Genomic DNA, 26,941 nt, shown 5'->3' with positions numbered 1-26,941 from the left:
ATAATTAGTCTTTTTTATAACCTTGAGTCGCTCTTGCCATTTTCTTTTGCTCGGTATAGGTCAACTTCTTCTTACCTGCAAATGGATTACTGGTTTCTCTAAACTCAATTCTAATAGGCGTACCCATTATTTTTAATGATTTACGGTAGTAGTTCATTAAGTAGCGCTTATAAGAAATAGGCAATTTCTTCGCCAAGTTACCATGAATAACAATAATAGGCGGGTTATAACCACCGGCATGTGCGTATTTAAGCTTAATTCGACGTCCTTGATGCATCGGCGGTTGATGATCAAATGCAGCCATATCAAGTATCTTGGTAACCATTGAAGTCGATATACGTTTTGTTGCAGAAATAAAAGCTTCTTCAACCGACTCGTATAAATGACCAACGCCTGTACCGTGTAATGCTGAGATAAAGTGGATACGCGCAAAATCGATAAAACCTAAACGACGATCTAATTCAGTTTTAATACGATCTTTAACATGCTCTTCTAACCCATCCCATTTATTAACGGCTAGCACTAACGAGCGACCGGCCTCTAAGATAAAACCTAATAAACTTAAATCTTGATCAGAGATACCTTCACGAGCATCAATAATTAATAAACACACGTTCGCATCTTCAATAGCACGCAAGGTTTTAATTACTGAATATTTTTCAACAACATCAGTGACGTTTTTGCGACGACGAATACCCGCCGTATCAATAAGGGTATATTCACGACCATTATGTTCCATTGGAATATAAACGCTATCACGGGTGGTACCTGGCGCATCAAACACAACAACACGGTCTTCACCTAATATACGGTTAGTCAGTGTTGACTTACCAACGTTAGGCTTACCAATAATGGCGAGTTTGATTTTATCGTTTTCAAAAGGTGCTTCTGCAATTTTTTCTTCATCAGTCTTAGCTGAGAATTCTTGTGTACCATCAAATTCATCATTTTCGCGGGCTTCACCCAATGCTTCTATGTGCGGTGTTAAGGCCAACGTTAATAACTGGGTAACACCACGGCCATGAGCCGCTGCGATTTTATGCACAGTATCACCAAGTGACAACTCATAAAATTCAGCAACAGCAGAGTCGGCGTCTATACCATCAACTTTATTCGCCACCAAAAATATCTTTTTATTTTGTTTACGAAGATAGTCGGCAATACCTATATCCGCTGATGTCAAACCATCGCGCGCATCAACCATAAACAATACGGCATCAGCTTCTTCTATCGCCATCAGTGACTGTTCAGCCATCAATGCATCAATACCTTGCTCATTGCCGTTGATACCACCGGTATCAATAACAATAAACGGATGATCTTCTACTTTCGCTTGACCATATTGGCGGTCACGCGTTAAACCCGGATAATCTGCTACAAGAGCATCACGGCTTCGGGTTAATCGGTTAAATAAGGTCGATTTGCCAACATTAGGACGTCCGACAAGTGCAACTACTGGAAGCATGTTTACCTCTATAAATTCATTTGTAGAGTAAACACCGCTCTGCAAAATGCAAAACTTTTACTCTATATAATAACAAACAACGGCTCCAATGCATTTTGCAATGGAGCCGTTTAATTCTAGCCGATAAAAAAAATTATGGAATTTTTATCGCTTGTAAATCACCATTACGTGATTGTGCATAAATAATATTTTCGTGAACAGTTGGCGTAATATTTAAACCACTGCTGTCTACTTCATGGCGAGAAACAATATCTCCTGTTACTTGGTCTATAAAGTGAAGATAACCTTCAAAATCACCAACAACAATATAGTTACCTACAACGGCAGGTCCTGTAACACCACGATTTGTTAATGAAAGCTGACTCCATTTCTCAAAACCGTTTTGGCGGTCAACCGCATAAACGTGACCTTTAACATCGGTTAGAAAGATAGTATTACCATCGATAGACAAGTCATGATATGACGAATATTGACGTTCCCAAATCATGCGACCTGTCCGTAAATCAACAGCGGTTAAGCGACCTTTTACAGAAATACTATAAACTTTGTCGCCATAAATAAGTGGCGTAGAATCAACATCAATCACACGTTCTAATTGTGTAGAACCCACCGCTTCACCGACTTCTATAGTCCAACCTTGCTGACCACTTTCAAGGATATAAACACTCAGCGTTCCATCAGCTGAGCCAACCATGACTCCGCCAGAAGAAATAGCAGGAGAACTTACACCACGTAACGTTAAAGCAGGAACTTCTTGCTCGATTTGCCATTCGTCTTGACCATTCGATGCATTAAAGGCCTTAATAACACCAGAAGCGGTATTTACAACCAAAATCCCAGCATCAATAGCAGGAGCCGCAATAACTTCTCCTTTTACTTTACCTTGCCAGTCAAGCTTACCGGTATCAGCGTCTAATGCGAATACTTCACCATTTTCACTACCAATAAATATTTTCTGAATACCCGTGATCGGGCCCCCATTTAATAAAGCAGATTGGCGACTATCAAAAAATCCGCGGTCACCTTTTATATCACTTAAATCTGTTGACCAAATTTCATCACCATTTTTAAGTTCAAACGCAACAACGTCACCCTCACGACTCGCACTATAAAGCTTGCCATAAGCAACATTGGGTTTAATACGCGAAAAGTAATCGCTTACACCATTACCAACACTTGATTCCCAAAGCACATCAGCTTCAAATGTTTGATTAATCTCTGTTAATTCAGCAACTTTTGTCGCCTCATCTTCTTCATCAGTTGACGAGCAAGCACTTAGTCCTAAAGACAATAGCGCTATCGCTAACAACTTTTTATTAAAGCGTATTTTCTTAAGCATATTAATGATCAGCCTCTTTATTTAGCAATAGATGATAATTGGGCTAAATCATTTAATTTCATTTGTAATGCACTGTTGTTTGCTTGACCTTCAACGTCAAGCGCTGTTTGATAAGCATTACGAGCAAGTTCTGCTTTACCTTGTTTAAAGTACGCATCGCCTTTAGTTTCTTCAACAGCGCCTTTAAATGATTCAGGTAGCGTCACAGAGAGTGTCACTAAAGCTTCAGTGTACTGTTCAAGTTGTATTTGTACGCGTGCTAACCGAACACTAGCAATAGCTTTAATACCTTGATTTGTAGCACTTTCAATAGCAGTAGTTAAGTGTTTAGCCACTTGTGGCCAATCTTTATGAGTAGCGGCTTCTTTTGCTAAGGCAAAAGCGGTTAATGAAGCATAGCTCGAGTCTTTATTTTCAGTAATGAATTTATTCGCACTTGTCGAAAAAAGCTGTTCATCTTTACCGGCGCTTTCCATAACAGTTTGATAAGCATCAGAAGTTTCAACTTCGTTAGCTAACTGTGCATCTTTATAATAATTGAAACCAATAAAGCCAGCAAAACCTAATACTAAACCAGCAATAACGGCAGTACCATTTTCTTTCCAAAAACCTTTAATGGCTTCTACTTGTTGTTCTTCTGTTTGATAAACGTCCACTACTTCACCTTAAATTAAACTGTTTAATAAAGCTGGCACTTGTTCAAGCGACACCTTTTGCTGTTCATGTTGTCCACGCAAATACTTAATCGTTACGCTTTGCTCAGCAAGTTCATCTTCACCGATGATAATTGCCACTTGCGCACTCGATTTATCTGCCCGTTTCATTTGTTTTTTCATATTACCACCACCGCAGTGGTTTTGTATGCGAATATCTTTAACTTGATTGCGCCATTCTTCACTTAGTAGTGCGGCTTGAATATCAACACCTTCACCTAAACCAATAACATAAACATCAACTTGTGCGCGAATGTCATTGACTTTTTCCAAGCTCGTTAACATTAATACTAAGCGTTCTATACCTAAGGCAAAGCCAAATGCCGGCGTTGCTTTTCCACCCAACTGCTCGACTAGGCCGTCATAACGGCCGCCAGCACAAATAGTACCTTGTGCGCCTAAGCTGTCAGTTACCCATTCAAATACGGTGCGATTGTAATAATCTAGACCACGAACTAAACGATCGTTAATCACATATTTTATACCTGCAGCATCTAAACGCTGACAAACACCCGCAAAGTGGGTTGTAGATTCTTCACCAAAATAATCACTTAGTTTTGGTGCGCCAATTAAAGCGGCTTGTACATCTTTGTTCTTACTATCTAAAACGCGTAATGGGTTGGTATGCATTCTACGTTTAGAGTCTTCATCAAGTTGATCTTCTTTTTCAGTCAAGAAAATCACTAAAGCGTCACGATAATTTGCACGTTCTTCATTTGAACCTAATGAGTTTAGCTCTAGTGTGACAAACTCATTGATGCCAAGTTCCCGCCAAAGACGAGAAGTTAACATAATAATTTCTGCGTCTATGTCAGGTGTCGCAATGCCAAAGGCTTCTAAGCCAAATTGGTGAAACTGACGATAGCGACCTTTTTGTGGGCGTTCATGTCTAAACATCGGCCCCATGTACCATAAACGTTGTTCTTGATTATACAATAAGCCATGTTGATTACCGGCACGGACACAACAGGCAGTGCCTTCTGGTCGAAGCGTTAAACTGTCGCCGTTACGATCATCAAAAGTATACATTTCTTTTTCAACAATATCGGTAACTTCACCAATAGAACGTTTGAAAAGCGTTGTAGATTCAACAATTGGCATACGTATTTCAGCAAAACCATAGCTACTAGCCACTCGGCGTAAAACTGTTTCAACCATTTGCCAAATAGGAGTTTCAGTGGGTAAACAATCGTTCATTCCCCTGACGGCTTGTAATGTTTTACTCAAAGTAAGGTTCTCTCTTATCTACTGTAAAATAGGTAATTATAAAAAAAGGGAAAAATTAAATGCAGCGCGCATTATAGGCAGTTTGAGACGAAACGTAAATAGTATTACGTTTCTCTCTTTTTTGGTTTGCTCGACTATTCGATTTCTTTAACATCTATTTTATAAGCGGCGTCGAGGAGTTTCGCTTTTGCGCGAATTCGCTCTTCAAGTTGATCAACCAAATTGTTATTATCAAAACGCTCTTTCTGTCGAATACCGTCTAAGTAGTAACCACTTTTTCGACTACTACCGGTTAAGCCTAAATCGGAAATAATCGCTTCACCTGGGCCGTTAACGATGCAGCCGATAATTGACACATCCATCGGTGTTAAAATGTCTTCAATACGTTGTTCTAAAGCGTTAACCGTTGCTATAACATCAAATTCTTGACGTGAACAGCTTGGACAAGCAATGAGGTTGATGCCTCGGCTACGCAATTTTAACGATTTTAGAATATCAAAACCGACTTTGATTTCTTCGATAGGGTCTGCGGCTAAAGAAATACGCAAGGTATCACCGATACCTTCCGCTAATAATAAACCTAAACCCACCGAGGATTTTACTGAACCCGAGCGCAAACCACCCGCTTCAGTAATACCCAAGTGAAGTGGATTATCAATCTGTTTTGCGAGTAATCGATACGACTCGACAGCAAGAAACACATCAGAGGCTTTAACACTGACTTTAAACTGATTGAAATTAAGTCTATCTAAAATATCAACATGGCGCATGGCTGATTCAAAGAGGGCTTCAGGCGTTGGCTCAGTATATTTTTCTTGGATGTCTTTTTCTAAAGAACCGCCATTCACACCAATGCGAATAGGTATATTCAAATCACGTGCGCATTCAACCACACTGCGAACTCGGTCTTCACGGCCGATATTACCAGGATTAATACGTAAACAATCGGCACCATATTCAGCAACTTTTAAGGCAATTCGATAATCAAAATGAATATCAGCAACCAACGGAACTTTGACGAGTTTCTTAATTTCACGAAAGGCTTCTGCTGCATCCATGGTCGGTACACTCACACGGACTATATCAGCGCCCACCGCTTCTAATGCTTTAATTTGTGCGACCGTTGCTGCAACATCAGTGGTCAGGGTGTTCGTCATTGACTGTACGGTGATTGGTGCATCGCCACCTACAGGAACATTACCCACCATAATTTGACGAGATTTTCGGCGGATAATTGGGGATTCTTTAAACATAATAATTCACAATTTTTGTGGTTGATCACTTAAACGTGATTAACGTTATTTATACAAAATACCGATGACTAATTCGTAACAGGCAAAGTAAACTTAGCGATATTGCCCATATTAAATTGGCTCATATCAATGACTTCATCAGCAAAATTTATTGCCACTAATTCAGGTTTACCTAAAGTAACATCAAAAGGTGCTTGACCAGATATTTTCATGACGTAACCCAGTTTTTTAACACCCCAAGCAATGCGCTCGCCGGTTGCATCAGAAATATTTACCCAACAATCTCCTGAGAAAGTAAAAGTGACATTGGTTAACGTCACTTCTGTCTCATCAGCTTCACTTACTGATGCTGTGTTAACTTCAGTTTGCTCTGCAACGTTTCTACTTTCTGTGTCAGCTTCCAATGTTGATGTATCTGTGATTTCCTGATTTAACACGATAGAAGGGGCTGCCGGTGCTTCGACAATATTATCATTATCGATATCAACCTTAGCCACTAATGACTCAGTGACTTGTGGCTCAGCAAGACTATCAGGCTGTTCATTTTTTTTAGTGACTGATTTTGTTATTTTTATTTCAACATCTTCTTGAAAGGTTTGGGGTTGATCTTGTTCTTTATTATTTTGCATCCACCATACGACAGAAGAGCCAATAAGAATGGCTAAAATAAAATAACTGATCCACATAATGCGATTACTTTCTGCTAATTTTTCAGTACCTTTAGAAAAGCTTTGCAGTTTAGATGCCTGTGCTTTAGCAATATTTAATTGCTGATAACTAACAATGACATCGTCTTGAGATACATTAACTAACTTTGCATAGTTTCGTAAATAACCTCGATTAAACGTTTCAGGCAAAGAGGTATCAAATCGCTCACTCTCTATTTCATCAACTAAAGAGAGTCGAAAATTTAGTTTGTCTGCTACATCTTGCTGAGTTAATCCCGCCTTATTCCTAGCTTCACTAAGAATTTGTCCTGGCCCCATGACATTAACCTCTTCAGAAGGTTCTTCTAGGACATTATTATGCACTTCGTCTGACGATGCATCTGCTTGTGACTTGTTAATGTTATTCGCCTTTTCAACATGGATCATTGATTTTTCTCTTGTTCGATACTTTTAGTCGCGTTATTAGCTGGTGAAGTATTCATATGTTCAGGAGCAGAAATATAAAGCTTTTGACCGAGTTTTAACACATCGCTACGTGAAAAGTTATTCCAACGTTCTAGTGTTTTCATATGAATATTATACTGCGTTGATATACTAAATAAGCTTTCACCCACCCCTACCGTATGTATTATAGGATTAAGCTCTGCTTTTAAATCGCTTAGAGAATTTTTCACGGTAATAGGTTTGTCAACGAGATTTTTAGCGTCTTTTATTTTGTTATTTATTTTTTCAACACGTTTTTTCCGAGGTTTATTTGGTGATAAAACAACAACACGTTTAGTCGAAGGCTTTACAGCTAACGCGAGTGTTGTAGCTTGGTACGCCTTTGCTAAATCATCTGCTTCAATTTGGGCAAGTGCATTCAAAATATATTGTTTAGCCTGATAAGAGTTTGGAAACATTTTTACCAGCATGCTCGCGTAATTCTTAGCGATACGACGGTTACCTTGCTTTTCAAAAACTTTATAAGCTAAGGCAAGCGCTTGCGGACTAAAGCGACGTGTTTCTTTTTCATAGCGACTTAAATAATTTTGTGCGGTTTTATAGTCTGCAAAAGCATATTGTAAACGCACCATTTGTAATAATGCTGACGCTCGATTAGGGCTATGCTGAATAGATTTTGTGAAGTATTGCTCTGCTTTAACAAATTCATTCGCTTTTAATTGGCAAAGCGCTAGATTTTCGTAACTTTGCGATACCATCAAATAAGTAGGAATTTCTATCGCTTTTAACGTGTATTTTTCAGAAGCTTCATACTTTTCGTGTCGACAAAGAAAAACACCATAGTTATTTAACGTATCAGGATTTTTTGGATCTATTGACAACGCTTTTTCATAAGCGTTAGTCGCAAGATCTGACTCACCAACGACATCATAATAGTGGGCAAAGGCCGTATAAACTTGTGACAAATTAGGGGAGAAACGCTTTGCTTTTTCTAAGTTTAATTTCGCTTGCGTCGTGTTGCCCATTTTTAAGTAACCAAGACCTAACGATATCCGAGTCATCGCCATTTCATTATTACTAGAATCGCTTTCCACCACAGGTGTGGTGCTGTCATTCTCATAGCTTTGTGTTACACATCCAGAAAGGACGGTTAACAAAGCGATAACGCTCGTTACCAATAACCGCGGTATAAATTTAATCATATTGCAGAATGTCACTTATCTTAATGTAATAATTACAGATTATACCTATACCCGCTCTACTTCAAGACGCTTGTTCAGGAACATGTATAACTTCGCGGTTAAGAATATCAATGAAGTCGTCGCGCACCCTTACAAATTATTTTATTGTAAAGGTTATGCTATCAGTATAACGAGTATCTGCTTCCTTTGAGTTAAGACAATAGAGCAGGTGCATATACCCCAAATATAAAGTATTAGACCAACTTAACTGAAATCTCTTGGTCATTAGACATTTCAGTTTTTGAAGAATTCATCGCTGTTCGCTTTGTTCTATCAAAAACATCACCTGCCAATTGACCACAAGCTGCATCGATATCATCACCGCGAGTACGACGTGTGATCACGGTTAAACCGTATGACTGTAAAACTTTGTCGAAACGGTCAATTCGTGAATTACTTGAGCGTTTATAAGGCGAGCCTGGGTAAGGATTAAATGGTATAAGATTAATTTTACTGGGTAAGTCTTTCAACGCAATAGCAAGTTCATGCGCTTGGTCGGTACTGTCGTTAACGTGATCTAGCATCACATATTCAATTGTTGCTTGTTTATTCGCTTTTGAACCCTCGATATAACGCCCTGCTGCAGCAATAAATTCTTCTAATGGATACTTTTTATTGATCGGCACTAAGACATCACGAAGTTTGTTGTTACCGGCATGAATTGAAATAGCTAATGCACAATCTATTTTTTCTTTCAACATATCAAGCGCAGGAACAACACCTGAGGTACTTACCGTTACACGACGTTTTGATAGGCCGTAGCCTAAGTCATTCAACATAGTATCAAGCGCCGGAATTAAATTTTTCATATTCAATAACGGTTCGCCCATCCCCATCATTACAATATTCGTAATCGGGCGTTTGCCAGCAATACGGGTCGCGCCAATATCATTAGCCACACGCCATACCTGACCAATAATTTCACTCATTGATAAGTTACGGTTGAAGCCTTGTTGCGCTGTAGCACAAAAAGTACATTCAAGTGCACAGCCTACTTGTGATGATACACATAAAGTTGCGCGATCGTTTTCAGGGATCCATACTGTTTCAACTTCTTGACCCCCTTCTAGGCGTAAAGAATATTTTATCGTACCGTCTGTTGATACCTGTTTTTCTGAAATTTCTGGTGCGCTGATTTCAGTATCACGTTGGAGTTTTTCACGAAGTTTCTTATTTAAATTAGTCATTAATTCAAAGTCAGAGTAACCAAAATGATAAATCCATTTCATCATTTGATCAGCGCGAAATGGCTTTTCGCCAATTGAAGCAAAGTATTCACGCATCCCTTGATGATCTAAATTTAATAGATTTACTTTTTTCTTTACCGCAGATGCGGTTGGGCTTACTACTTCAGTCACTTCACTCATGATTCACTACTTCTCAAACAACAAAATTACAAAAAACAATTGTACAACTTTTATACAAAGCATGACAATTTACAGATCAAATTATATCAAACCTTAACGCTTTTAATTAAACTTCTCTTTATGTAAAACAGAGACTTAGCAAACTAAAAAGTTTAAGGTTTATTATAAGTCTAAAAATAATAAAAGGATTTTACTGAAAACAGTAAAACCCCTTCATATTTCGATTTCTACTTTAATCACAGCAAATGAAGTGAATTCAAGAAGATTGCACGGAGCTTACGTTAGTAAGTGAGTACTTTCGACGAAGAATTCACAAAATTTGTGAAGATTAAAATCAGATTAACGAGTGCGTGGGCAAATTTCGTCGTCTGAGAAGAAGTAAGCAATTTCACGTGCAGCAGATTCTAAAGCGTCAGAACCGTGAGCAGCATTTTCGTCGATGCTATCAGCAAGATCAGCACGGATAGTACCAGCAAGTGCTTCAGCTGGGTTAGTAGCACCCATGATTTCACGGTTTTTAAGAACAGCGTTTTCGCCTTCTAAAACTTGAACCATAACTGGACCAGAAGTCATGAAAGAAACTAAAGCGCCAAAGAAAGGACGTTCGCTGTGTTCAGCGTAAAAGCCTTCAGCTTTTTCTTTGCTTAAGTGAATCATTTTTGATGCAACGATTTTTAAACCAGCAGTTTCAAAACGGTTGTAAATTTGACCAATGAAGTTTTTAGCAACTGCGTCTGGTTTTACGATAGAAAAAGTACGTTCGATAGCCATGATAAGCCCTTATATATATTTTAAATAAAATAGGTGTATAAATTTTGGCGCGATTATAGACGAATTCACGCAGAAAAACTAATATTATTCACGAATAAGCGGTTTTGCTTTTAATGTGGCAAAAGCAGATAAGTATGGCATTAACCATTATATTACCGCTTAATCTTTAACAAGGATAAAGTGATAATAAGCAATATAGCTGTTCGTCGTTGGCCAGCTTAGGGGGTTAACCCATTAGGATATTTCATCAACAGCTTTACTTAATTGTCACCCTCAAAAACAATGTACAACGCTTAATTAACAGCAGCTCGCAATAAAGTCATATAATTTAGGTAGCCAACCTTATTAAAATTACTAGAGTGATGATTCATAAAACCATGTAAGTATTCAACTTGTGTTATTTTTGCATTCGGTTTCTGTTTAAGCTTGTTAATGAGTTCAAGCACATCAAAGTGTGATTCACGTTTAGGGAACACTAAATTTATTTTATAACGCGGCACTATCTCTGTGAAATTTCTGATTTGTGAGCCATAAAAACAAAAGGCTTGTTTAACATAGTGATGATTGCTTAGCGAGAGTTTCCAAATAGCCGAAGCTCCAATACTAAAACCAATCAGTGTTGTCTTAGTATCAAGTGAAGCTAAAACGTTTAGCACCACTGAAACGTAAGCGTCAAGCCCAACCGTTGCAATGAAATAATTATAGGCATTTGCTTCATTCTTAAAGCCCATACTCTTCCCTTGGTATGGGTCAATAATAATATTCGCTCCGAGTTTATCTTTAAGTTTGATTAATTGAGGAGTGAGGCCAAAGACATCTGAAACTATAATGGTATTGATAATTTTTCTGTACTCCTGCGTTTATTATTTTGTTTCGAGTTTTATGTTGAAATATATCCTCTGGACTAAGAAGACACGATATCAATGACAAGTAGTACTAAATTCTCTGCTGACTTTTCCCAAAAGCCTTTTTCAGACTCTTTTTTTTGATATTCTTTCTCTATACACCCTTTATATAGATCATCACCGGGTTTCACCCGATGCTTTTCTGCGGCATTAACGACATGAATGCAACGAGTGCTGTCGGCTGACTGCATGGATGTACAACCAGAGCTAACACTTAAAGTTAACAAGATGAGTATTAGTTTTTTCACTTTAATCCTTTATCACTCCATAATAAATTATTTCTAACCCTTGTTAGAAATAATGAGTGGCAAAAATTTGCAATTAATAGCGATAGCTAATTTTGCTTTGTCTAACTCTGCACGTCATAACGCTAGAGTGACTAAGCCAACTGCAAATTGGCATCCTTGCGCAATAATTTCACTTACGTTTATTATAATCATCTAATTAAATACACAGTAAATATTGAAATAGTACTCTTCTTATAATAGGTATTTTACCTGCTACAGGCGACTAACTGTGGCTTTATCAACAAAATAAAAAAATGAGTAGGGATAAATTCACGACAATAAGTGATGACTAAGCAAACTCTTTATTAGTGAGGTAAACCAATTTCCAAATTGAATTCTTCAGAGCTTTTCCACAGATTAAGCAGTATGTAAAATTCTTCTATTTCACTTGCGGAGGCGGTTAAGGAAAGCACTGTTTCAGAGAGGGTATTCATACGATTAAATTCATTTTTTGTCATTATTAACACTCCTTGTTATTTGTTAATCAATTATGACTTAAATGTTATAAAAATCAATGCTTATAGGCCGTTAGTTTATGATGTTTTAAAGACAGGTTCACTAGAGTAACTAAGATTGTTAACGATGTTGTGCTTTATTAATAAAATTTTTCATACAAATCGTATAAATTTTGTGGCGTCTGCAAAAAAAATAGACCTAATGCGGTCTATTTCTCAAATACGTGGGTAATATAAGCTTAACTAAACACTACTTCGACGATATTTTCTATATTCTGGTTTCCAAAAGTTACGCTCTATTTTTGCCAGTAAACTTTCATCATCAATGCGTAAAGCTAAGTTTTGATCAAAAGCGACTTTAGCGACGGCAAAGGCTATTTTTCTACTTAAGCTCGCAATTTCGGTTAATGGCGGCAGTAGTTCACCTTGGCCGGTATTAGCAAGTGGCGAAGCTTCAGCAAGCGTTTCACTGGCCACTATTAACATTTCATCAGTTACTCGATTGATGTTCGCTGCAACAATACCTAACCCTAAACCTGGGAAAATATAACTGTTATTACATTGCACGATTGGAAAAATTTTACCTTGATATTCAACCGGTTTAAATGGACTACCCGTAGCAACAATGACTTCACCTTCCGTCCAATTAATCACCTGCTCGGGTGTAGCTTCCACTTGTTTAATAGGATTACTGAGTGGGAAAATAATTGGCATAGGGCAATGTAATTTCATCGTTTTAATAACGTGTTCGGTAAATAGGCCAGGAACACCTGAAACACCAATAAGAATATCTGCCTGGGCATTATCCATCACTTCTAATAATGTCGCGTATCGGCCTGAAATATTCCAGCTTGAAATTGCAGAAGGAGATTGTACTAATTTTTGCTGGAAATCACGCAAATCAGCCATGCCATCTGTTAATAAACCAAAACGGTCAACCATGAAAATTTGACTACGTGCTTGTTCTGCTGAAATACCTTCACTGATCATTTGCGCAATAATTTGTTCTGCAATACCGCAACCCGCCGAGCCACTCCCCACAAAAACAACTTTTTGCTGTGATAGCCTCGTTTCTTCACCTAGCTTGCGGCCTTTAATGCGACATGCCGCTAATAAAGTCCCAACCGTAACCGAAGCTGTTCCTTGAATATCATCGTTGAAACAACAAATTTGATCACGATACTTAGTAAGCAATGGCGTTGCGTTAGGTTGAGCAAAATCTTCAAACTGCAATAATACATGTGGCCAACGACGCTTCACGGCTTGAATAAAGATATCGACAAACTCGTTGTATTCTTCTTGATTAATCCGCTTATGGCGACGTCCCATATACATAGGGTCGTTCAATAGTTTTTCATTGTTCGTGCCAACATCCAGCATGACTGGCAAGGTATATGCGGGACTAATGCCTCCACAAGCAGTATAGAGTGAGAGTTTACCTATCGGAATCCCCATCCCTCCTATGCCTTGATCACCTAAACCAAGAATTCGCTCACCATCGGTAACCACAATGACTTTTATTTTGTTCTTTGTCGCATTACGAAGAATATCATCCATATGGTGTCTATCTTCATAAGAGATGAATAACCCACGCGAGCTACGATAGATATCTGAAAATTGCTCACAAGCATCACCCACCGTAGGCGTATAAATAATCGGCATCATCTCAGTCAAATGTGCTTGGACTAATCTAAAAAATAAGGTTTCATTATTATCATGAATAGTCCGCAAATAAATATGTTTGTTTAAGTTGGTTCGAAACTTATTATATTGCATAAAGGCACGTTCAACTTGCTCGTCGATGGTTTCATAACGAGGAGGCAAAAGGCCGATTAAGTTAAAGTTGGAGCGCTCTTCTTCATCAAAAGCGCTACCTTTATTTAATAGTGGCGTTTCTAACAGACTTGGACCCGCATAATGGATATATAACGGACGTTTTATTTTTATTGTCATAATAATTTTTTATCTGGACCATAGGGTTGATGAATGGTGAAAATTCATAATGATGATATTAAACGATAGTATAGGTCAAATCAGGCTTATAAAACAACCAATTACCGATGAAGAGTAAAAATCTCTTTAACTTATTTGTATTCAATCAACCTCAGAAATCCACGCGAGTTGTATGGCTTCTAGCACTCTTTCGCCACAGTGTTTTGGATCATCATCAAAATTTTCAAGGGCGACTACCCATTGCATCAATTCTGGAAAATGTAAGGTCAAGGGATCAACATCCGGATGTTGTTCCATTAAATCTAATGCTAACTCTAATGAGTCTGTCCAACGATATCCCATAAATAATTCCTATATAAAAAAGATTAAAATAACAGGTTAAACCACAATGCATCTATTGCAATCATAATAATTAACCAAATAAACATTCTTCGGTATTTCAGGCAAAACTGACAATCGGTTTGCCACCATTTTTTCAATGTTTCTTTCATTAAAACAATTCACCTTCGTGCTTTGCCATGAGTATAATCTAGCAAACAATATTTATCTAAAATAGTAGAGAATACAGATGAGTGAAATTAAATTTACATCAGTCCAAAAAGAATTACTGATCCATAAGCTACAGCAGTACTTTTCAACCGAACTCGATCAAGATCTTGCTCAATTTGACGCTGACTTTTTACTTGATTTTTTTACTAAAGAAATGGGCAATCATTTTTATAACCAAGGTATTTATGATGCGCAGCAATTACTAGCAGAAAAACTCGACGACATTACAGATGAAATGTTTCAATTAGAAAAACCAGCCAGTTAATTATCCGCTTAAAAAACAAGTGAAGGTGCAGTAACTATTTATATTTTTTTCACCGCTCGTTGATTTATCGCAACGATTATTATGGTAAATGCGCTAAAATGACATTAACGATCCTTTGAAACAAAAACTATGATGCAAATTACCGATTTACAAGAAGCGCAGAAAACTCTCCCCATATTTCGTTTAGGCTTCCGTCCCTTTTTTTTAGGGGGTGTTATTTTTAGTTTAATTGCCATTACCTTGTGGTTATTGATTTATAAAGGGGCCGTTAGTTTTATTCCTTACGGTGGAGGGTATTGGTGGCATATTCATGAAATGATTTTTGGCTTTGGTAGTGCAATTATTGCCGGATTTTTACTCACTGCAGTACAAAATTGGACCGGACTTCCTAGTGTAAAAGGTAAGCAGCTTGCGGCACTATTCTTTTTATGGCTGCTAGGTCGTGTTGTTATGTTAATGCCTAGTTTATTAGGTGACTCATTAAGCGCGTTTATAGATTTAAGCTTTTTGTTAGCGGTGGCTTATACGCTAGCAAAACCTATCTTAGCGATAAAACAATATCGAAATTTATTTTTTGTGCCTTTATTAGTCCTATTCACGATCGCCAATGGTGAAATGCACTTAGCCAGTATTTATCCACAAAGTGTGTCGTTGAACTACTCTGGTTACGCTGGGGTTTTATTAGTCGTGTTTTTAATGTCTGTGATGTCAGGGCGTGTTGTACCTATGTTTACTGCTAACGGCACTCAAACGACTAAAGCAACACCTTCACCATTACTCGACAAACTCGCCAATGGCAGCTTAATGCTTGCTATGCTGATGTTATTGTTACATCCATTAATTGGTTTTGTTCCAATGTTTTTTGGCGTCATACTAATTTTTGCTGGCTTGTTTCAGTTGATCCGTTGGTTGAGATGGCGTCCTTGGATAACACTTGGTGTACCCCTTTTATGGTCATTACATTTTGCGATTAAATTCATTTGGTTTGGCCTTATATTACTTGGATTTAGCTACATTATTGATGATATACCTACCCATCATGTTTGGCATTTATTAACCATTGGCGGTATGGGTGGTATTGTCTTGTCAATGATATCTCGTGTTTCTTTAGGACATTGTGGTCGCCCTTTAACGCCCCCTAAAATGATGTCGTTTGCGTTTGCATTTATAACACTATCAGCAATGGCTCGAGTCTTTGGTCCTTGGTTGATGCCAGAAAGAACCCTGTTATTTGTTGATATAAGTGGTTTTTGTTGGTTAGTTGCTTTTGGACTCTTTACTTTTTACTACGCGCCAATGTTATTAAAAGCAAGAGAAGATGGCCGCCCTGGTTAAACAAAGTCACGCTCATTTTCATCGAGGAAAAACGAATAAATACAAGGTATAAAATTTAGTAAGTTGTTATTCTACTTATCAATTTTATAATGAAGTCGTTATTCGTTTTACTCCTTAAAAATGAACAGATATATAATCAACTTGGTTATATGTGTGATTGTCGTTTTTTTTCACCTTAAATTAACTTAAGCTACCCCTCTCACTTTATTTTTGAAGATAGCCATGCAAACCGTTTTTTTAGATCAACAAACTTTTAGCCCAAATATTTCTTTGGCAAGTATTGAATCTCAGGTCAGCAAGTTAATTTGTTATGCAACAACGACAAACGACCAAGTGCTTGCACGTTGTAAAAATGCTGACATTATTATTACCAATAAAGTGGTTTTATCTAAAAATATACTTGAGCAATTACCTCAGCTGAAATTAGTTTGTATTGCCGCAACAGGCATGAACAATGTTGATCTGGCTGCAGCGCAAGTGCTTGGCATTAGTGTTAAAAACGTCAGTGGTTATTCACAAGCCTCGGTGAGCCAGTATGTGTTTGCGCAAATGCTTGAATATTTCAGTAATACCGCACACCACAACAACAATACTAAACAAGGCCATTGGCAAAACAGCGATACTTTTTGTTTTCATGGTAAAGGCAGTCAAGAACTTGCCGGAAAAACGATAGGCATTATTGGCTTTGGGTGCTTAGGTAAGGCAGTGGCAACTATTGCCGAAGCTTTTGGTATGAAAATACTTATTGCTGAGCGTCTTAATGCAACAAAAACAAGAGAAAACCGCCATAGTTTTAACCATGTATTACAAAATTCAGATGTCATTAGCTTACACTGCCCGCAAACAGATGAGACAACAAACTTAATAAACCGTGCAAGTTTATCGCAAATGAAACCCTCTGCACTATTAATTAACACCGCTCGTGGTGCCTTGGTAAATAGTGAAGATTTATTAGAGGCATTAAAGAATAAAGTAATTTCCCACGCGATACTTGATGTTTTAGAACAAGAGCCTCCTGCGGCTAGTCACCCTTTAATAAGTGCCCTAATGCAAAACGACATAGATAATTTATCTTTAACTGCACATATTGCTTGGGCAAGTCTTGAATCACAGCAGCGATTAATTGATTTAGTTGCTTTAAATATTAAAAACGTTAACCCCCTATAAATTTTATTTATAGGGGGTTTGATAAAGCATTACTGAACTTAGCGCTGTTCAGTAAATTCAGCTTGCACTTAATAGTAACGGTTAACTTTCTCTAATAAGATAATCGAATGCTGATAATGATGCTTTAGCGCCTTCACCCATGGCAATCACAATTTGTTTGTAAGGCACAGTTGATACATCTCCTGCGGCAAATATACCGGGCTCCGAAGTATGACACTTCTCGTCAATGATCACTTCGCCATACTTTGTACATTCCACAACACCTTGTAAAAAGTCACTGTTTGGTAATAAGCCTATTTGGATAAAAATACCCGACAAGCTTTGCTGTTTCATTTCACCTGTTGCTCTGTCTTCATAAGCCAGCGCAACAACTTTACCATTTTCTGCAATCACTTCTTTGGTCGCAACATTTTTGATAATCGTAATTTTTTTATGTGCTTCCGCTTTTTCTACCAAGATGTTGTCTGCTTTTAAGCCCGGTAAAAATTCAAATACAGTCACATGATTAACCATACTCGCCAAATCTAACGCAGCTTCTATGCCTGAATTACCACCACCAACCACGGCGACATCTTTACCTTTAAAGAAAGGGCCATCACAATGTGGGCAATAAGCAACACCCGAACCTATATTCTCTTTCTCTCCCGGTATACCCAGCTCACGCCATTTAGCACCGGTAGCAATAATAACCGTTTTAGACTCAATAACCTCACCACTAGAAAGGTGTAACTTTTTCGGTGCTTTACTTTCTGGCTGCCCTTTTTCAATTTTTTCGACACGAACAAACTCTTTTGTCGTTATCTCGTAATCGTTTAAGTGAGCTTGCATATTACCCGTGAGTTGTGTGCCTGTTGTTTTAGATACCGAAATTAAGTTTTCAATACCTACTGTATCTTTAACTTGACCGCCAAAACGGTCAGCAATAATAGTGACATTTAGCCCTTTACGCGCAGCATAAATAGCGGCGGCAACGCCAGCAGGACCTGCGCCGATGACAGTAACATCTTGTAAAGGCAACTGTTCATTATCATCGCCATCTATAATATAAGGAAAACGTTCAATAAGTTTGTCAACTAACTGCGCCGTATCTATTTTGCCGTTCGCAAATAACTTACCGTTTAAGTAAACACTGGGCACACCTTGAATATTGCGTTCATCAATTAACGTTTTAAATAAACCACCATCAATCATTTCACTGCTAATGCGGTCGTTTAATAAAGCAAACTGGTTCAACGATTGCACAACATCAGGACAGTTATGACAGCTTAAAGAAATGAAGACTTCAAAGTGTAAATCTTCAGTGATTTTCTGCACCATTTTAGTCAAGGTGCTATCAAGTTTAAGATCAGTACCTGATGACTGTAATATAGCAAGTATCAATGAATTAAATTCATGACCACTGGGGATGCCAGAAAAATGTATACCGTTATTTTTGCCTTCTACCTCTAAATAAAAAGTAATTGGACTACGTAAGCTTTCGTCACGTTCAACGACAATGAGGTTGTCAGATACAGAAGATAATTCTGTTAAAAACTCTTTTAATTCGTTGCGCTTTTGATGTTCACCCGTCTGTAAAACAAGCGATACTTTGTTGGTCATATTTTGGGTATAAGCTTTTACTGCATTTAAAATATCTTCACTTAACATGGGGCTACCTCATTATTTAGATTTTTTGATTAACATATGTCATCTTATTGGATGGGATGAAGCGGAAGTCGTTAACGATAACAACGACTTCCGCCAATTTAGAGCGTGCCTGACTTAAATTTTACCAACTAAGTCTAAACTAGGTGTTAAAGTGGCTTCGCCTTGTTCCCAAGCTGCAGGACATACTTCACCATCGTTTTCACGAACATATTGTGCTGCTTTAACATTACGCACCATGTCTTTTGCACTGCGACCAATACCGCCAGCATGTATATGAGCCACTTGAATAACACCATCTGGGTCGACTAAGAATGTACCTCGGTGTGCCATGTGATCTTCTTCAATCATCACATCAAAACCACGGGTAATTGTGCCCGTTTGGTCACCGATCATTGGAAATTTAATTTTACCAATTGCTTCTGAAGAATCGTGCCATGCTTTATGTGAAAAATGGGTATCTGTTGATACTGAGTAAACTTCAACACCTAAGCCTTGCAACTCTTCATACTGGTTTGCCATATCTTCTAATTCAGTAGGACAAACAAAAGTGAAATCTGCTGGGTAGAATAAGAAGATTGACCATTTGCCTTTAGTGCTCTGTGATGTTACTTCAACAAACTCGTCGTTATGAAATGCTTGAGCTGTAAATTCTGGGATAGTTTTGCCTATTTGAGCCATGTGTAATTCCTCTGGGTTATAAAAATCTTTAGTTAAAGGGTTTTGTTTTAAAAGCATGTTTGCTTTCGATGTGGGTATACTAAAGTTAACTCAGTAATAAATAAATTTGATTAAATTGATTTTAATGTTCTAAAAAACAGAACTATTGAAATGAGCAGGCGCAATAGAGGATGAGTCCCCTGTTAAGATGATAAAGTTGAAATCGCAATTAAAACAGCAGTAAAGAAGATGACTAATTCCATAATTCTGATTAAAATGACATTTACGTTCAATAAAAATTATCATCAACAACATGATCTCAATAAAACAATTACACTATGCACTCGCCGTTGAAAAGACCTTACACTTTAAAAAAGCCGCAGAGGCATGCAACGTATCTCAATCAGCCTTAAGTACAGCAATCAATGAGCTTGAAAAGCAATTAGGGATGATCATATTTGAGCGTAATAACAAGCAAGTATTAGTCACCCAAAAAGGGCAGTTGATACTTAATAAAGCCAAAAGAGTAAAGTTAGAACTAGACGAATTACTGCAATTATCACAAAGTGATAACCAGCCGTTTTCAAGCCCAATGACCCTAGGCGTTATTCCAACTATTGGCCCATACCTTTTACCTAAAGTACTGCCCGAGGTAAGGCATCAATATCCAAATTTCAAATTAAGAATATTAGAAGAACAATCACATACACTGATTGATATGGTTCGAACCGGAGCGATTGACGCAGCAATACTTGCGCTGCCTTACCCTATAGAGGGGTTGATGAGCTTTGATTTCTGGCAAGAAGACTTTTATTTAGTCTGCCATAAAGATGAATGCCCTCAAATGATGGAAGAAATTACCAATGAAGAGCTAGAAACCGAAAAACTGATGTTATTAAAGGATGGTCATTGCTTAAAAGAGCATGCATTAGCCGCCTGCCAATTACAAAACCCAAAACAAGGATCTGATTTTGGTTCAGCAAGTTTACATACACTCATTCAAATGGTCGCGGGTAAACTAGGTACAACACTCGTACCGCAAATGGCATTAGACCAATTAACTCATAATGAATCGGAACTAAGAGCGATTCATTTGAATGAACCTGGCCCACATAGAACTATTGCCTTAATCATTAGACCTAATTATGTCAGAACTAGTGAATTAAGCCTGCTCAAAGCTATTTTTACAGCACAACTCACGCAAAAGTGTAGCTAACATTACCAGCTATATACTTCAATTAAATAGAACTATATATTAAATTTTATCAAATTTACTGAATATCGATGTTAGGCCACAATGGTTTATCTTAAATACATCAGGTAGCCAAAATGAAAAAAATTATTAATAACATCAAAAATATTTTTAATACAAAAAGTGATAAAAAATCCGAGGTTAATTGTAACTACTCAAACAACTATTATGGTGATCAGTATTGCCAAGCAAATAAAAAATAGGGTTAATCAAAATCAATTAACCCTTTCTCATGCTCGGCTCGCTCGTTTAACAAAAAATGCTTTTAAACAAAACGCTGCAGACTCACCATCAAAGGTGGTGGTCTTTTCACTCAAAAAGTAAGATGGAATATACCATGGGGATTTTTCAACATAATCAGCAACCTTGACGATATCGTTTAAATAAAACATTTTAAAATTGCGAGATTATCTAAGAATTATTCACAGCAACATCAATGAAAGAATAAAGCTTTATTAGAAATAACTATTTTAAATACAATCAATTAAAAACATGAGATGATGGTTTATCTATGGAATCGGATATAATTTACAACAAATAATTTAACCATCCACACTATTAATATGGACTTACCTCATGAAAAAAACACTCTCAATAGTTATCATTATTATTCTATCGATTGGCCTCGTAGCCCCTAAATTGGTAGGGAATCAATTTTCGACAACCCTTAATGTGATCGCTGAGAAAATGAATAATACGCCGGGCTATACTGTAGAAATTCAAACCATTAACTCACACTGGTTTTCTACCGACGCGCTAGTTACCCTCAGTTTAGATACCACACACTTAACCGGGTTATCGGATCCAGCCCTTAGCGATGATTACTCTGTAGTTTTTGAAGTAAATGCCCAACATGGTCCTTTCCTTTTCAATGAACAAAGTAACTTAGCTTGGTTATCATGGACTGCAAATGTTGATGGTGAAACACTTCGAAACAATCTTGATTGGTCAGATAATACAGACTTTTTCCAAGCTAATGGCTTAATAGACCTCCTTGGTGATTACGACTACCAAGATACCGTAACGGCATTCACTGCAAATATAACAGATGAAAACGTTAATTTAGTGTTTAGTGGTTATCAGGGGAATGGGCAATATAATGGGCAAGATCTTACCTACCAAGGTAATGTGGCAAAGTTAACAGCAACGTCTAATGAAGGTGATTTTTCCATGAATAATTTCACTGTAGATATGTTAGTTAACGCCTCATTAGAAGAAATATTTAATAACAACTTCTATGACTCTGCAACAACGGTCAACTTTTCTTCGATTAACTTTAACAATAATGAAAGTGAAATCATCAATCTTACCGACCTATATGTCTCTGCTTCATTATTATTAAATAAAGCAAAACAATTAGGTAATATTCAGGTTGCTTATGGGGTTAAAGCCGCAGATGTTAATGATTACCAAGTTCAAGATTTAGCACTTGAACTAGCGATTAATAATATCAGTGGACAATTTATTAAAGCCTACCAAGATTTTAGTCAAACACTGGGTAATACCAGTGCGGAAGACATGCAAGAAAAAATGTTTAACTTTACACAAGAAAATTTACTTTTATTGCTCAGTGCTGGACCAGAAATTAATATCACTAGCTTACGAGGTACTTTTCCTGAAGGAAAAGTGAATAGCACAATGCACACCAGTTTAGTTGATGTATCAGCATTACCAACGCCAATAGAAGATCAGCAATTTTGGTTTTCTCATGCACTTATTAATGGCAAGATAACGGGCGATAAAGCCGTTATTGAATTGTTCGCTAAACAATTCATGAAAAAACAGCTACAAACTAACCCTCAAACACAAGATATGACAACAGAAGAAATAGACAAAATGGCCGCTCAACAAGTGCCTCAAATGTTAAATATGTTAGTGGAGCAAGGCTTGTTAGTTGTAACAGACACCCATTACACAACTGATTATATTTTGAAGGACAGTCAATTTAAAGTGAATGAAAAGCTTATTCCACTGCCTTTTTAAACTGATTAGCCGCTATTATTGACTAAGAGTCGTTAAGCTATTGATTTATTTATACTTGTAACTTAAGGCCTAATATAGAAGAAAAAATAAGGGCCGCTTTGAAACAAGCGGCCTAAACTCTCACTAAAATCTTTCAGGTTGATCAATTTTAGACAACCTGAAAATCACTAATGCTCTGCATAATGACATGAGATAGCATCAATCACTAAAACCATTCATCTTTTACTTTTCCATAATGAAAATATCCCCATTGTCCAACACGTCTCAAAGGCGCGAATGGAAATTTAGGTAATTCACAGTTATACAGTGGAAGATTTTCTATTGCGGAGTCGATAGCTTTTTCAGCCACTTTTTCAGCTAAACGCTTACCTGCTTGCACCGAAAATGACACACCTGATCCACAATAGCCCATGCTATAAAAAATATTTTTCTTCGTGTTTTGATAAATATGAGGTAAGTCGTCTAAAGACATACAGATCCAGCCTGACCAAGCATACTGGTAATTAAGCTTAGCTAAAGGTGGAAAACTTGTTTTTAATACCGCTAATAAGCGCTGAGCGTAATAAGGATCATCCGCAGACTTACCCGTTATAGCGCCACGGCCACCAAATAAAATACGGTTGTCTGGTAGCTTTCGGTAATAGTATTTGAGCGCACGCGTATCCATCACAACATTAGACGTTAAGAAGTTACACTCTGCAAGCTGCTGTTCTGACAGTGGTTCAGTGACAATAATTTGTGAAAGCACCGGTAAAGTTCGGTCTGTTGTTAATGAATGAAAACCCTTGGGTGTATAGCCATTAGTTGCAATAACAATTTTTTTAGCATTAACCACACCTTTAGGTGTAATTAATTTTTGTTGATGTCCTTCATCCAGTATTTCTAATACGGGTGAACTGGTGTGAACTTTAGCGCCAGCTTCACGTGCTAATCGTTGATAACCCCATGCCAGTTTTAGCGGATTCAAACCAAAACCATCTTGATAACGAATAGCGCCATAAGCATTTTTATCGTCCATGTATTGTTGACGAACTTCGTTTTTCGTTAAAATTTCTACATCACTATTTTTGATACCCGCAAAGGTTTTTTGTTGAAGTTTTGCTTGGCTAATAAGCTCGGCCAACTTACTTGGTTTATGAGCAACTTTTAAAAAACCACGTGTTTGTACGTCGCAATCAATGCCTTCAGCGATGAGTGACTTTACCGTTTCTACGCCTGCACACATTTCATCATAAATGCCGCGCATTACCTCTTCACCCCACTTCTGCGCCATATCGCTATAAGATTTACGACCTGAAGACTTTAAAATAAAGCCCGCATTTCTCCCGCTACAACCCCAAGCTGATTGATTGGCTTCTAGTACATGCGCTTTAATACCATGCTCACGCGCTAAATATAATGCACAAGAAAGCCCTGTATAACCTGCACCAATGATTGCAACATCAACGTCGACATCTTGACTAATTTGTCCATCACTTTGTGGGGCATTATTTTGTATATCAGCATTTTCAGCCCAATAGCTATCAGGGTATGCTTCGCCGCAACCGGGCGATTTGTCATGTAAGGGATCGTACATCTTTTTAACACTGCTCTAATAAAGAAAACCACGGAAACCTTACCGTATTTATTATAAATTTGCTAAGCTGAATGTCTAAAATACAATTTTATTTAAATAAATATTCAACATGAAAAAACAGAGCAAAGTGGAAAACCCTCAAGTGTCTTACCGTGAGATGTTACCTAACGATTTTTCAGCAATAATCGCTTTGGGTACGGCTGTTCACGGGGCGGGTTATATTGATGATTCAAACATGAACATCTGGTATAACAAAGGCTTATTGAAACCGCACGGTGGTGTCGAAATAAACGCAAACTTTGTTGCTTACCTTGGTGAGAAACTGATTGGTTTTCGATTAACTTACGCGATTAATCAATGGGAAATTGACTCATGGTGTAGCCCTAAACTATGGCTGCACCCTACCGATAAAGTCTGTTATTTCAAATGTAATACGGTTGATGAAAACTATCGAGGTTATGGCGTGGGCAGTCAGCTACTCAAATTATCAACACAAGCAGCGATTAAACAAGGTGCAACTGCTGGCATTAGCCATTTATGGAAACAAAGCCCCGGTAATAGTGCCGTAAAATACTTCACAAAATGTGGTGGCGTATTAATTAAAGAGCATCCTGAACGTTGGAATGAACTCAGTAAACAAGGTTATGAGTGCCCTGCTTGTAATGATGAGTGCCACTGTGTTGCAGCAGAAATGATCATCAGCTTTGAAAAATGATCCTTGTTGTCATTGAACAATAAAGGTATTTACCATTGCTGTCGTTATCGATGAACACCAAGGTCTACAGGTTATTGCTAACGGCTTTGTATCAGACAATGATCCGAGAATGAATCAAGGTTATCGTTTTTAGCTTTAAGATAGGGTTGACTCAGAATCACTCAGCAACCCTGCTTAATAATGAAAATAATAGGTAAAATATATTGCGACTATTTAATAATATGTAACGTTGTTTGTCGACCATCAATATACCGAACACTGTTACCATCAAAAAAGGCTTCTTCTTCCAGCATAATTCTAATTTCCTTATCCCACATTTTCAAAAAATAGGCATTGTTAAGCTCAATAGAGTAAGCGGTATTAGCATGTAAAGGATATTCTCCACTGCCAACAACACCTTGCTGAGAATCCCACATACCAAGAGTAGTACCAGCCGCATGGCCGTGATAACCAATAGGATGAGTATAAATTGTTGGTTTAAGATCTTGTTTTATCGCCTGATCTCTCGCACGTTTTAATATGTCGTTGCCTGTTCTTCCTACTTTAAACTGATCAGTAAAAATATCCTGCAGTTTAAGACCACTGTTAAATGCAGAAACAAGTTCTTCTGGTGGACTCATCTCGCCACTATTTAAGACATAAGCATGCTGTTGTGTATCGGTATTCAATCGCAAATAGCTAATACCAAAATCAACATGTAATAAATCGCCCGCCTGAATAACATTATCTTGGTAGCCATTAGTAAAACTATCAACATCATCAAATTTATTGTTATCTTTTCGTTGAATATTAATACTTGGATGAAACCATGTTTGTAGTTTTAACTCTCTAACTCGCTCTCTAAACCACCACACTAAATCGTTAGATGTCGTTTTACCGACTTTAATAACTTCATTAGAAAAGCCTTGCGCTATAATTTCATGGGCAATCGCAACAATATTTTCATATATCTCTACTTCTTCAGGTATACGATGCTCTAACCAAGCAACACCTAACGCCTCGGCAGAAACCACCCTTGATTGATATTTATCAGGTAAGATCGATAAAAATTTATCTTTATCTGTAGCAACTAACCCGTCGGCATGTGCCCAAAACTCGGACTGATTAATACCAATTTTTTTAGGGTTTATTTTTGTTATCAACGCCAGTAATGCTTGCCATTGATCCGGATGTTTACTTTTGTCCCAAGCCTTTTCAAAAACACTACCGACTTTATAAGGGGCAATAGCAAAGGCATTGACCTGACCTTTTTTATCGTTTGAAAAAACTAATATGGTGGTTCGACGCGCAGAAAGCCAAGTAGCAGGCAGTAATGTTTTTAAAATAGGATCTTCATTATATTCTCGACTGATCATCACCCACATATCGATACCCGTTTCATCCATTAAACGCGGCAGCAGTTTCGATACTCTTTTCTCAGTGATCTTATCAATAAAAGCAGCACGCTCTTGCATAGACAAAATTTTCTGCACTGCTTTTTGCTCTGCAATAGCAGAACTACAGATTAGAATCGGCCAAGCGATTAAAAATAATCTAAGAAATATTTTCATTAAAAACCCTCAAATTTAAAGTTAATTCAACATACTACCAACAAATTGTAAGCAGTAAAAATAAAACAGTAAACGAAATGCTTATTTATTCTGCCGATAATTCATACAAACATTTGAGTGAATTTCAGTCATGGCTTTCAAATTCATCCTCATTATT

At 37.5% G+C, this 26,941-nt stretch carries 24 protein-coding genes; 6 read left to right on the top strand and 18 right to left on the bottom strand.

Annotated features, from left to right (window positions below):
• Positions 1–4: 4 nt before the first annotated feature.
• The 14 genes from der to iscX all read right to left on the bottom strand — a co-directional run bounded on the left by der (position 5) and on the right by iscX (position 14,430).
• Complete coding sequence (gene der / locus H4J39_RS10270; protein WP_182227965.1) at positions 5–1,465, bottom strand: ribosome biogenesis GTPase Der; 1,461 nt, start codon at positions 1,463–1,465, stop codon at positions 5–7.
• A 133-nt stretch (positions 1,466–1,598) separates the two neighbouring features.
• Positions 1,599–2,804, bottom strand: a complete 1,206-nt coding sequence (gene bamB, locus H4J39_RS10265; protein WP_182227963.1) for an outer membrane protein assembly factor BamB — start codon at positions 2,802–2,804, stop codon at positions 1,599–1,601.
• A gap of 17 nt (positions 2,805–2,821) precedes the next feature.
• Complete coding sequence (locus H4J39_RS10260; protein WP_182227961.1) at positions 2,822–3,460, bottom strand: tetratricopeptide repeat protein; 639 nt, start codon at positions 3,458–3,460, stop codon at positions 2,822–2,824.
• A gap of 9 nt (positions 3,461–3,469) precedes the next feature.
• The gene (hisS, locus tag H4J39_RS10255; protein WP_182177141.1) at positions 3,470–4,744 is read right to left on the bottom strand and encodes a histidine--tRNA ligase; all 1,275 of its coding nucleotides are present in this window, start codon (positions 4,742–4,744) and stop codon (positions 3,470–3,472) included.
• Between the two features lie 134 nt (positions 4,745–4,878).
• Positions 4,879–5,997, bottom strand: coding sequence for a flavodoxin-dependent (E)-4-hydroxy-3-methylbut-2-enyl-diphosphate synthase (gene ispG / locus H4J39_RS10250; RefSeq protein ID WP_182227959.1), 1,119 nt, complete (start codon positions 5,995–5,997; stop codon positions 4,879–4,881).
• Between the two features lie 68 nt (positions 5,998–6,065).
• On the bottom strand, positions 6,066–7,091 hold the full coding sequence (locus tag H4J39_RS10245; RefSeq protein ID WP_182227957.1) for a RodZ domain-containing protein: 1,026 nt from the start codon (positions 7,089–7,091) through the stop codon (positions 6,066–6,068).
• Complete coding sequence (gene pilW / locus H4J39_RS10240) at positions 7,088–8,311, bottom strand: type IV pilus biogenesis/stability protein PilW (RefSeq protein ID WP_182227955.1); 1,224 nt, start codon at positions 8,309–8,311, stop codon at positions 7,088–7,090. Before pilW ends, H4J39_RS10245 begins: the two co-directional genes overlap by 4 nt.
• Positions 8,312–8,544: 233 nt before the next feature.
• Positions 8,545–9,717: a bifunctional tRNA (adenosine(37)-C2)-methyltransferase TrmG/ribosomal RNA large subunit methyltransferase RlmN gene (locus H4J39_RS10235; RefSeq protein WP_182227953.1), complete on the bottom strand. Its 1,173-nt coding sequence runs from the start codon at positions 9,715–9,717 to the stop codon at positions 8,545–8,547.
• 339 nt (positions 9,718–10,056) lie between these two features.
• Complete coding sequence (ndk, locus tag H4J39_RS10230) at positions 10,057–10,488, bottom strand: nucleoside-diphosphate kinase (protein WP_182227951.1); 432 nt, start codon at positions 10,486–10,488, stop codon at positions 10,057–10,059.
• A gap of 293 nt (positions 10,489–10,781) precedes the next feature.
• On the bottom strand, positions 10,782–11,219 hold the full coding sequence (locus H4J39_RS10225) for a hypothetical protein (RefSeq protein WP_220462174.1): 438 nt from the start codon (positions 11,217–11,219) through the stop codon (positions 10,782–10,784).
• 173 nt (positions 11,220–11,392) lie between these two features.
• A complete protein-coding gene (locus H4J39_RS10220; protein WP_182227949.1) occupies positions 11,393–11,641 on the bottom strand; it encodes a hypothetical protein in 249 nt (82 codons plus the stop codon).
• A 344-nt stretch (positions 11,642–11,985) separates the two neighbouring features.
• Positions 11,986–12,138 carry a hypothetical protein gene (locus H4J39_RS10215; RefSeq protein ID WP_182227947.1) on the bottom strand — a complete coding sequence of 51 codons (153 nt, stop codon included), beginning with the start codon at positions 12,136–12,138 and terminating at the stop codon, positions 11,986–11,988.
• Between the two features lie 240 nt (positions 12,139–12,378).
• Positions 12,379–14,088, bottom strand: coding sequence for an NAD-dependent malic enzyme (locus H4J39_RS10210; protein ID WP_182227946.1), 1,710 nt, complete (start codon positions 14,086–14,088; stop codon positions 12,379–12,381).
• 141 nt (positions 14,089–14,229) lie between these two features.
• Positions 14,230–14,430, bottom strand: a complete 201-nt coding sequence (iscX, locus tag H4J39_RS10205) for a Fe-S cluster assembly protein IscX (protein ID WP_182227944.1) — start codon at positions 14,428–14,430, stop codon at positions 14,230–14,232.
• A gap of 226 nt (positions 14,431–14,656) precedes the next feature.
• Here iscX and H4J39_RS10200 point away from each other — a divergent pair, with 226 nt between their 5' ends.
• The 3 genes from H4J39_RS10200 to H4J39_RS10190 all read left to right on the top strand — a co-directional run bounded on the left by H4J39_RS10200 (position 14,657) and on the right by H4J39_RS10190 (position 17,404).
• Positions 14,657–14,902, top strand: coding sequence for a DUF2164 domain-containing protein (locus H4J39_RS10200; protein WP_182227942.1), 246 nt, complete (start codon positions 14,657–14,659; stop codon positions 14,900–14,902).
• Positions 14,903–15,031: 129 nt separating this feature from the next.
• A complete protein-coding gene (locus H4J39_RS10195; RefSeq protein WP_182227940.1) occupies positions 15,032–16,237 on the top strand; it encodes an NnrS family protein in 1,206 nt (401 codons plus the stop codon).
• A gap of 222 nt (positions 16,238–16,459) precedes the next feature.
• Complete coding sequence (locus H4J39_RS10190; protein ID WP_182227938.1) at positions 16,460–17,404, top strand: D-2-hydroxyacid dehydrogenase; 945 nt, start codon at positions 16,460–16,462, stop codon at positions 17,402–17,404.
• Positions 17,405–17,485: 81 nt separating this feature from the next.
• Here the strand turns inward: H4J39_RS10190 and ahpF are convergent, their stop codons facing one another.
• Positions 17,486–19,051, bottom strand: coding sequence for an alkyl hydroperoxide reductase subunit F (ahpF, locus tag H4J39_RS10185; protein ID WP_182227936.1), 1,566 nt, complete (start codon positions 19,049–19,051; stop codon positions 17,486–17,488).
• 114 nt (positions 19,052–19,165) lie between these two features.
• Positions 19,166–19,729 carry an alkyl hydroperoxide reductase subunit C gene (gene ahpC / locus H4J39_RS10180; protein WP_182177155.1) on the bottom strand — a complete coding sequence of 188 codons (564 nt, stop codon included), beginning with the start codon at positions 19,727–19,729 and terminating at the stop codon, positions 19,166–19,168.
• A gap of 292 nt (positions 19,730–20,021) precedes the next feature.
• Here ahpC and H4J39_RS10175 point away from each other — a divergent pair, with 292 nt between their 5' ends.
• Positions 20,022–20,924: a hydrogen peroxide-inducible genes activator gene (locus tag H4J39_RS10175; RefSeq protein ID WP_182227934.1), complete on the top strand. Its 903-nt coding sequence runs from the start codon at positions 20,022–20,024 to the stop codon at positions 20,922–20,924.
• A 612-nt stretch (positions 20,925–21,536) separates the two neighbouring features.
• Positions 21,537–22,943 (top strand): YdgA family protein, encoded by a 1,407-nt coding sequence (locus tag H4J39_RS10170; protein ID WP_182227932.1) that lies wholly within the window; start codon positions 21,537–21,539, stop codon positions 22,941–22,943.
• Positions 22,944–23,148: 205 nt separating this feature from the next.
• On the opposite strand, the gene H4J39_RS10165 is transcribed toward H4J39_RS10170, so the two are convergent.
• Complete coding sequence (locus H4J39_RS10165) at positions 23,149–24,519, bottom strand: FAD-binding oxidoreductase (RefSeq protein ID WP_182223617.1); 1,371 nt, start codon at positions 24,517–24,519, stop codon at positions 23,149–23,151.
• 109 nt (positions 24,520–24,628) lie between these two features.
• Between H4J39_RS10165 and H4J39_RS10160 the strand changes: the two genes are divergently transcribed.
• The gene (locus tag H4J39_RS10160; protein WP_182223616.1) at positions 24,629–25,234 is read left to right on the top strand and encodes a GNAT family N-acetyltransferase; all 606 of its coding nucleotides are present in this window, start codon (positions 24,629–24,631) and stop codon (positions 25,232–25,234) included.
• 209 nt (positions 25,235–25,443) lie between these two features.
• On the opposite strand, the gene H4J39_RS10155 is transcribed toward H4J39_RS10160, so the two are convergent.
• Positions 25,444–26,784, bottom strand: coding sequence for a M24 family metallopeptidase (locus H4J39_RS10155; RefSeq protein ID WP_182227930.1), 1,341 nt, complete (start codon positions 26,782–26,784; stop codon positions 25,444–25,446).
• Positions 26,785–26,941: the final 157 nt, after the last annotated feature.

Source organism: Colwellia sp. Bg11-12, from assembly GCF_014076955.1.
Classification (GTDB): domain Bacteria; phylum Pseudomonadota; class Gammaproteobacteria; order Enterobacterales; family Alteromonadaceae; genus Colwellia_A.
This window is presented reverse-complemented; position numbering and strand designations above follow the sequence as displayed.

Excerpts from the sequence above, each read along its gene's own strand:
- der (WP_182227965.1), bottom strand. The coding sequence starts at position 1,465 with ATGCTTCCAGTAGTTGCACTTGTCGGACGTCCTAATGTTGGCAAATCG.
- bamB (WP_182227963.1), bottom strand. The coding sequence starts at position 2,804 with ATGCTTAAGAAAATACGCTTTAATAAAAAGTTGTTAGCGATAGCGCTA.
- ispG (WP_182227959.1), bottom strand. The coding sequence starts at position 5,997 with ATGTTTAAAGAATCCCCAATTATCCGCCGAAAATCTCGTCAAATTATG.
- H4J39_RS10245 (WP_182227957.1), bottom strand. The coding sequence starts at position 7,091 with ATGATCCATGTTGAAAAGGCGAATAACATTAACAAGTCACAAGCAGAT.
- pilW (WP_182227955.1), bottom strand. The coding sequence starts at position 8,311 with ATGATTAAATTTATACCGCGGTTATTGGTAACGAGCGTTATCGCTTTG.
- H4J39_RS10235 (WP_182227953.1), bottom strand. The coding sequence starts at position 9,717 with ATGAGTGAAGTGACTGAAGTAGTAAGCCCAACCGCATCTGCGGTAAAG.
- ndk (WP_182227951.1), bottom strand. The coding sequence starts at position 10,488 with ATGGCTATCGAACGTACTTTTTCTATCGTAAAACCAGACGCAGTTGCT.
- H4J39_RS10225 (WP_220462174.1), bottom strand. The coding sequence starts at position 11,219 with ATGGGCTTTAAGAATGAAGCAAATGCCTATAATTATTTCATTGCAACG.
- H4J39_RS10215 (WP_182227947.1), bottom strand. The coding sequence starts at position 12,138 with ATGACAAAAAATGAATTTAATCGTATGAATACCCTCTCTGAAACAGTG.
- H4J39_RS10210 (WP_182227946.1), bottom strand. The coding sequence starts at position 14,088 with ATGACAATAAAAATAAAACGTCCGTTATATATCCATTATGCGGGTCCA.
- iscX (WP_182227944.1), bottom strand. The coding sequence starts at position 14,430 with ATGGGATATCGTTGGACAGACTCATTAGAGTTAGCATTAGATTTAATG.
- H4J39_RS10200 (WP_182227942.1), top strand. The coding sequence starts at position 14,657 with ATGAGTGAAATTAAATTTACATCAGTCCAAAAAGAATTACTGATCCAT.
- H4J39_RS10195 (WP_182227940.1), top strand. The coding sequence starts at position 15,032 with ATGATGCAAATTACCGATTTACAAGAAGCGCAGAAAACTCTCCCCATA.
- H4J39_RS10190 (WP_182227938.1), top strand. The coding sequence starts at position 16,460 with ATGCAAACCGTTTTTTTAGATCAACAAACTTTTAGCCCAAATATTTCT.
- ahpF (WP_182227936.1), bottom strand. The coding sequence starts at position 19,051 with ATGTTAAGTGAAGATATTTTAAATGCAGTAAAAGCTTATACCCAAAAT.
- ahpC (WP_182177155.1), bottom strand. The coding sequence starts at position 19,729 with ATGGCTCAAATAGGCAAAACTATCCCAGAATTTACAGCTCAAGCATTT.
- H4J39_RS10175 (WP_182227934.1), top strand. The coding sequence starts at position 20,022 with ATGATCTCAATAAAACAATTACACTATGCACTCGCCGTTGAAAAGACC.
- H4J39_RS10170 (WP_182227932.1), top strand. The coding sequence starts at position 21,537 with ATGAAAAAAACACTCTCAATAGTTATCATTATTATTCTATCGATTGGC.
- H4J39_RS10165 (WP_182223617.1), bottom strand. The coding sequence starts at position 24,519 with ATGTACGATCCCTTACATGACAAATCGCCCGGTTGCGGCGAAGCATAC.
- H4J39_RS10160 (WP_182223616.1), top strand. The coding sequence starts at position 24,629 with ATGAAAAAACAGAGCAAAGTGGAAAACCCTCAAGTGTCTTACCGTGAG.
- H4J39_RS10155 (WP_182227930.1), bottom strand. The coding sequence starts at position 26,784 with ATGAAAATATTTCTTAGATTATTTTTAATCGCTTGGCCGATTCTAATC.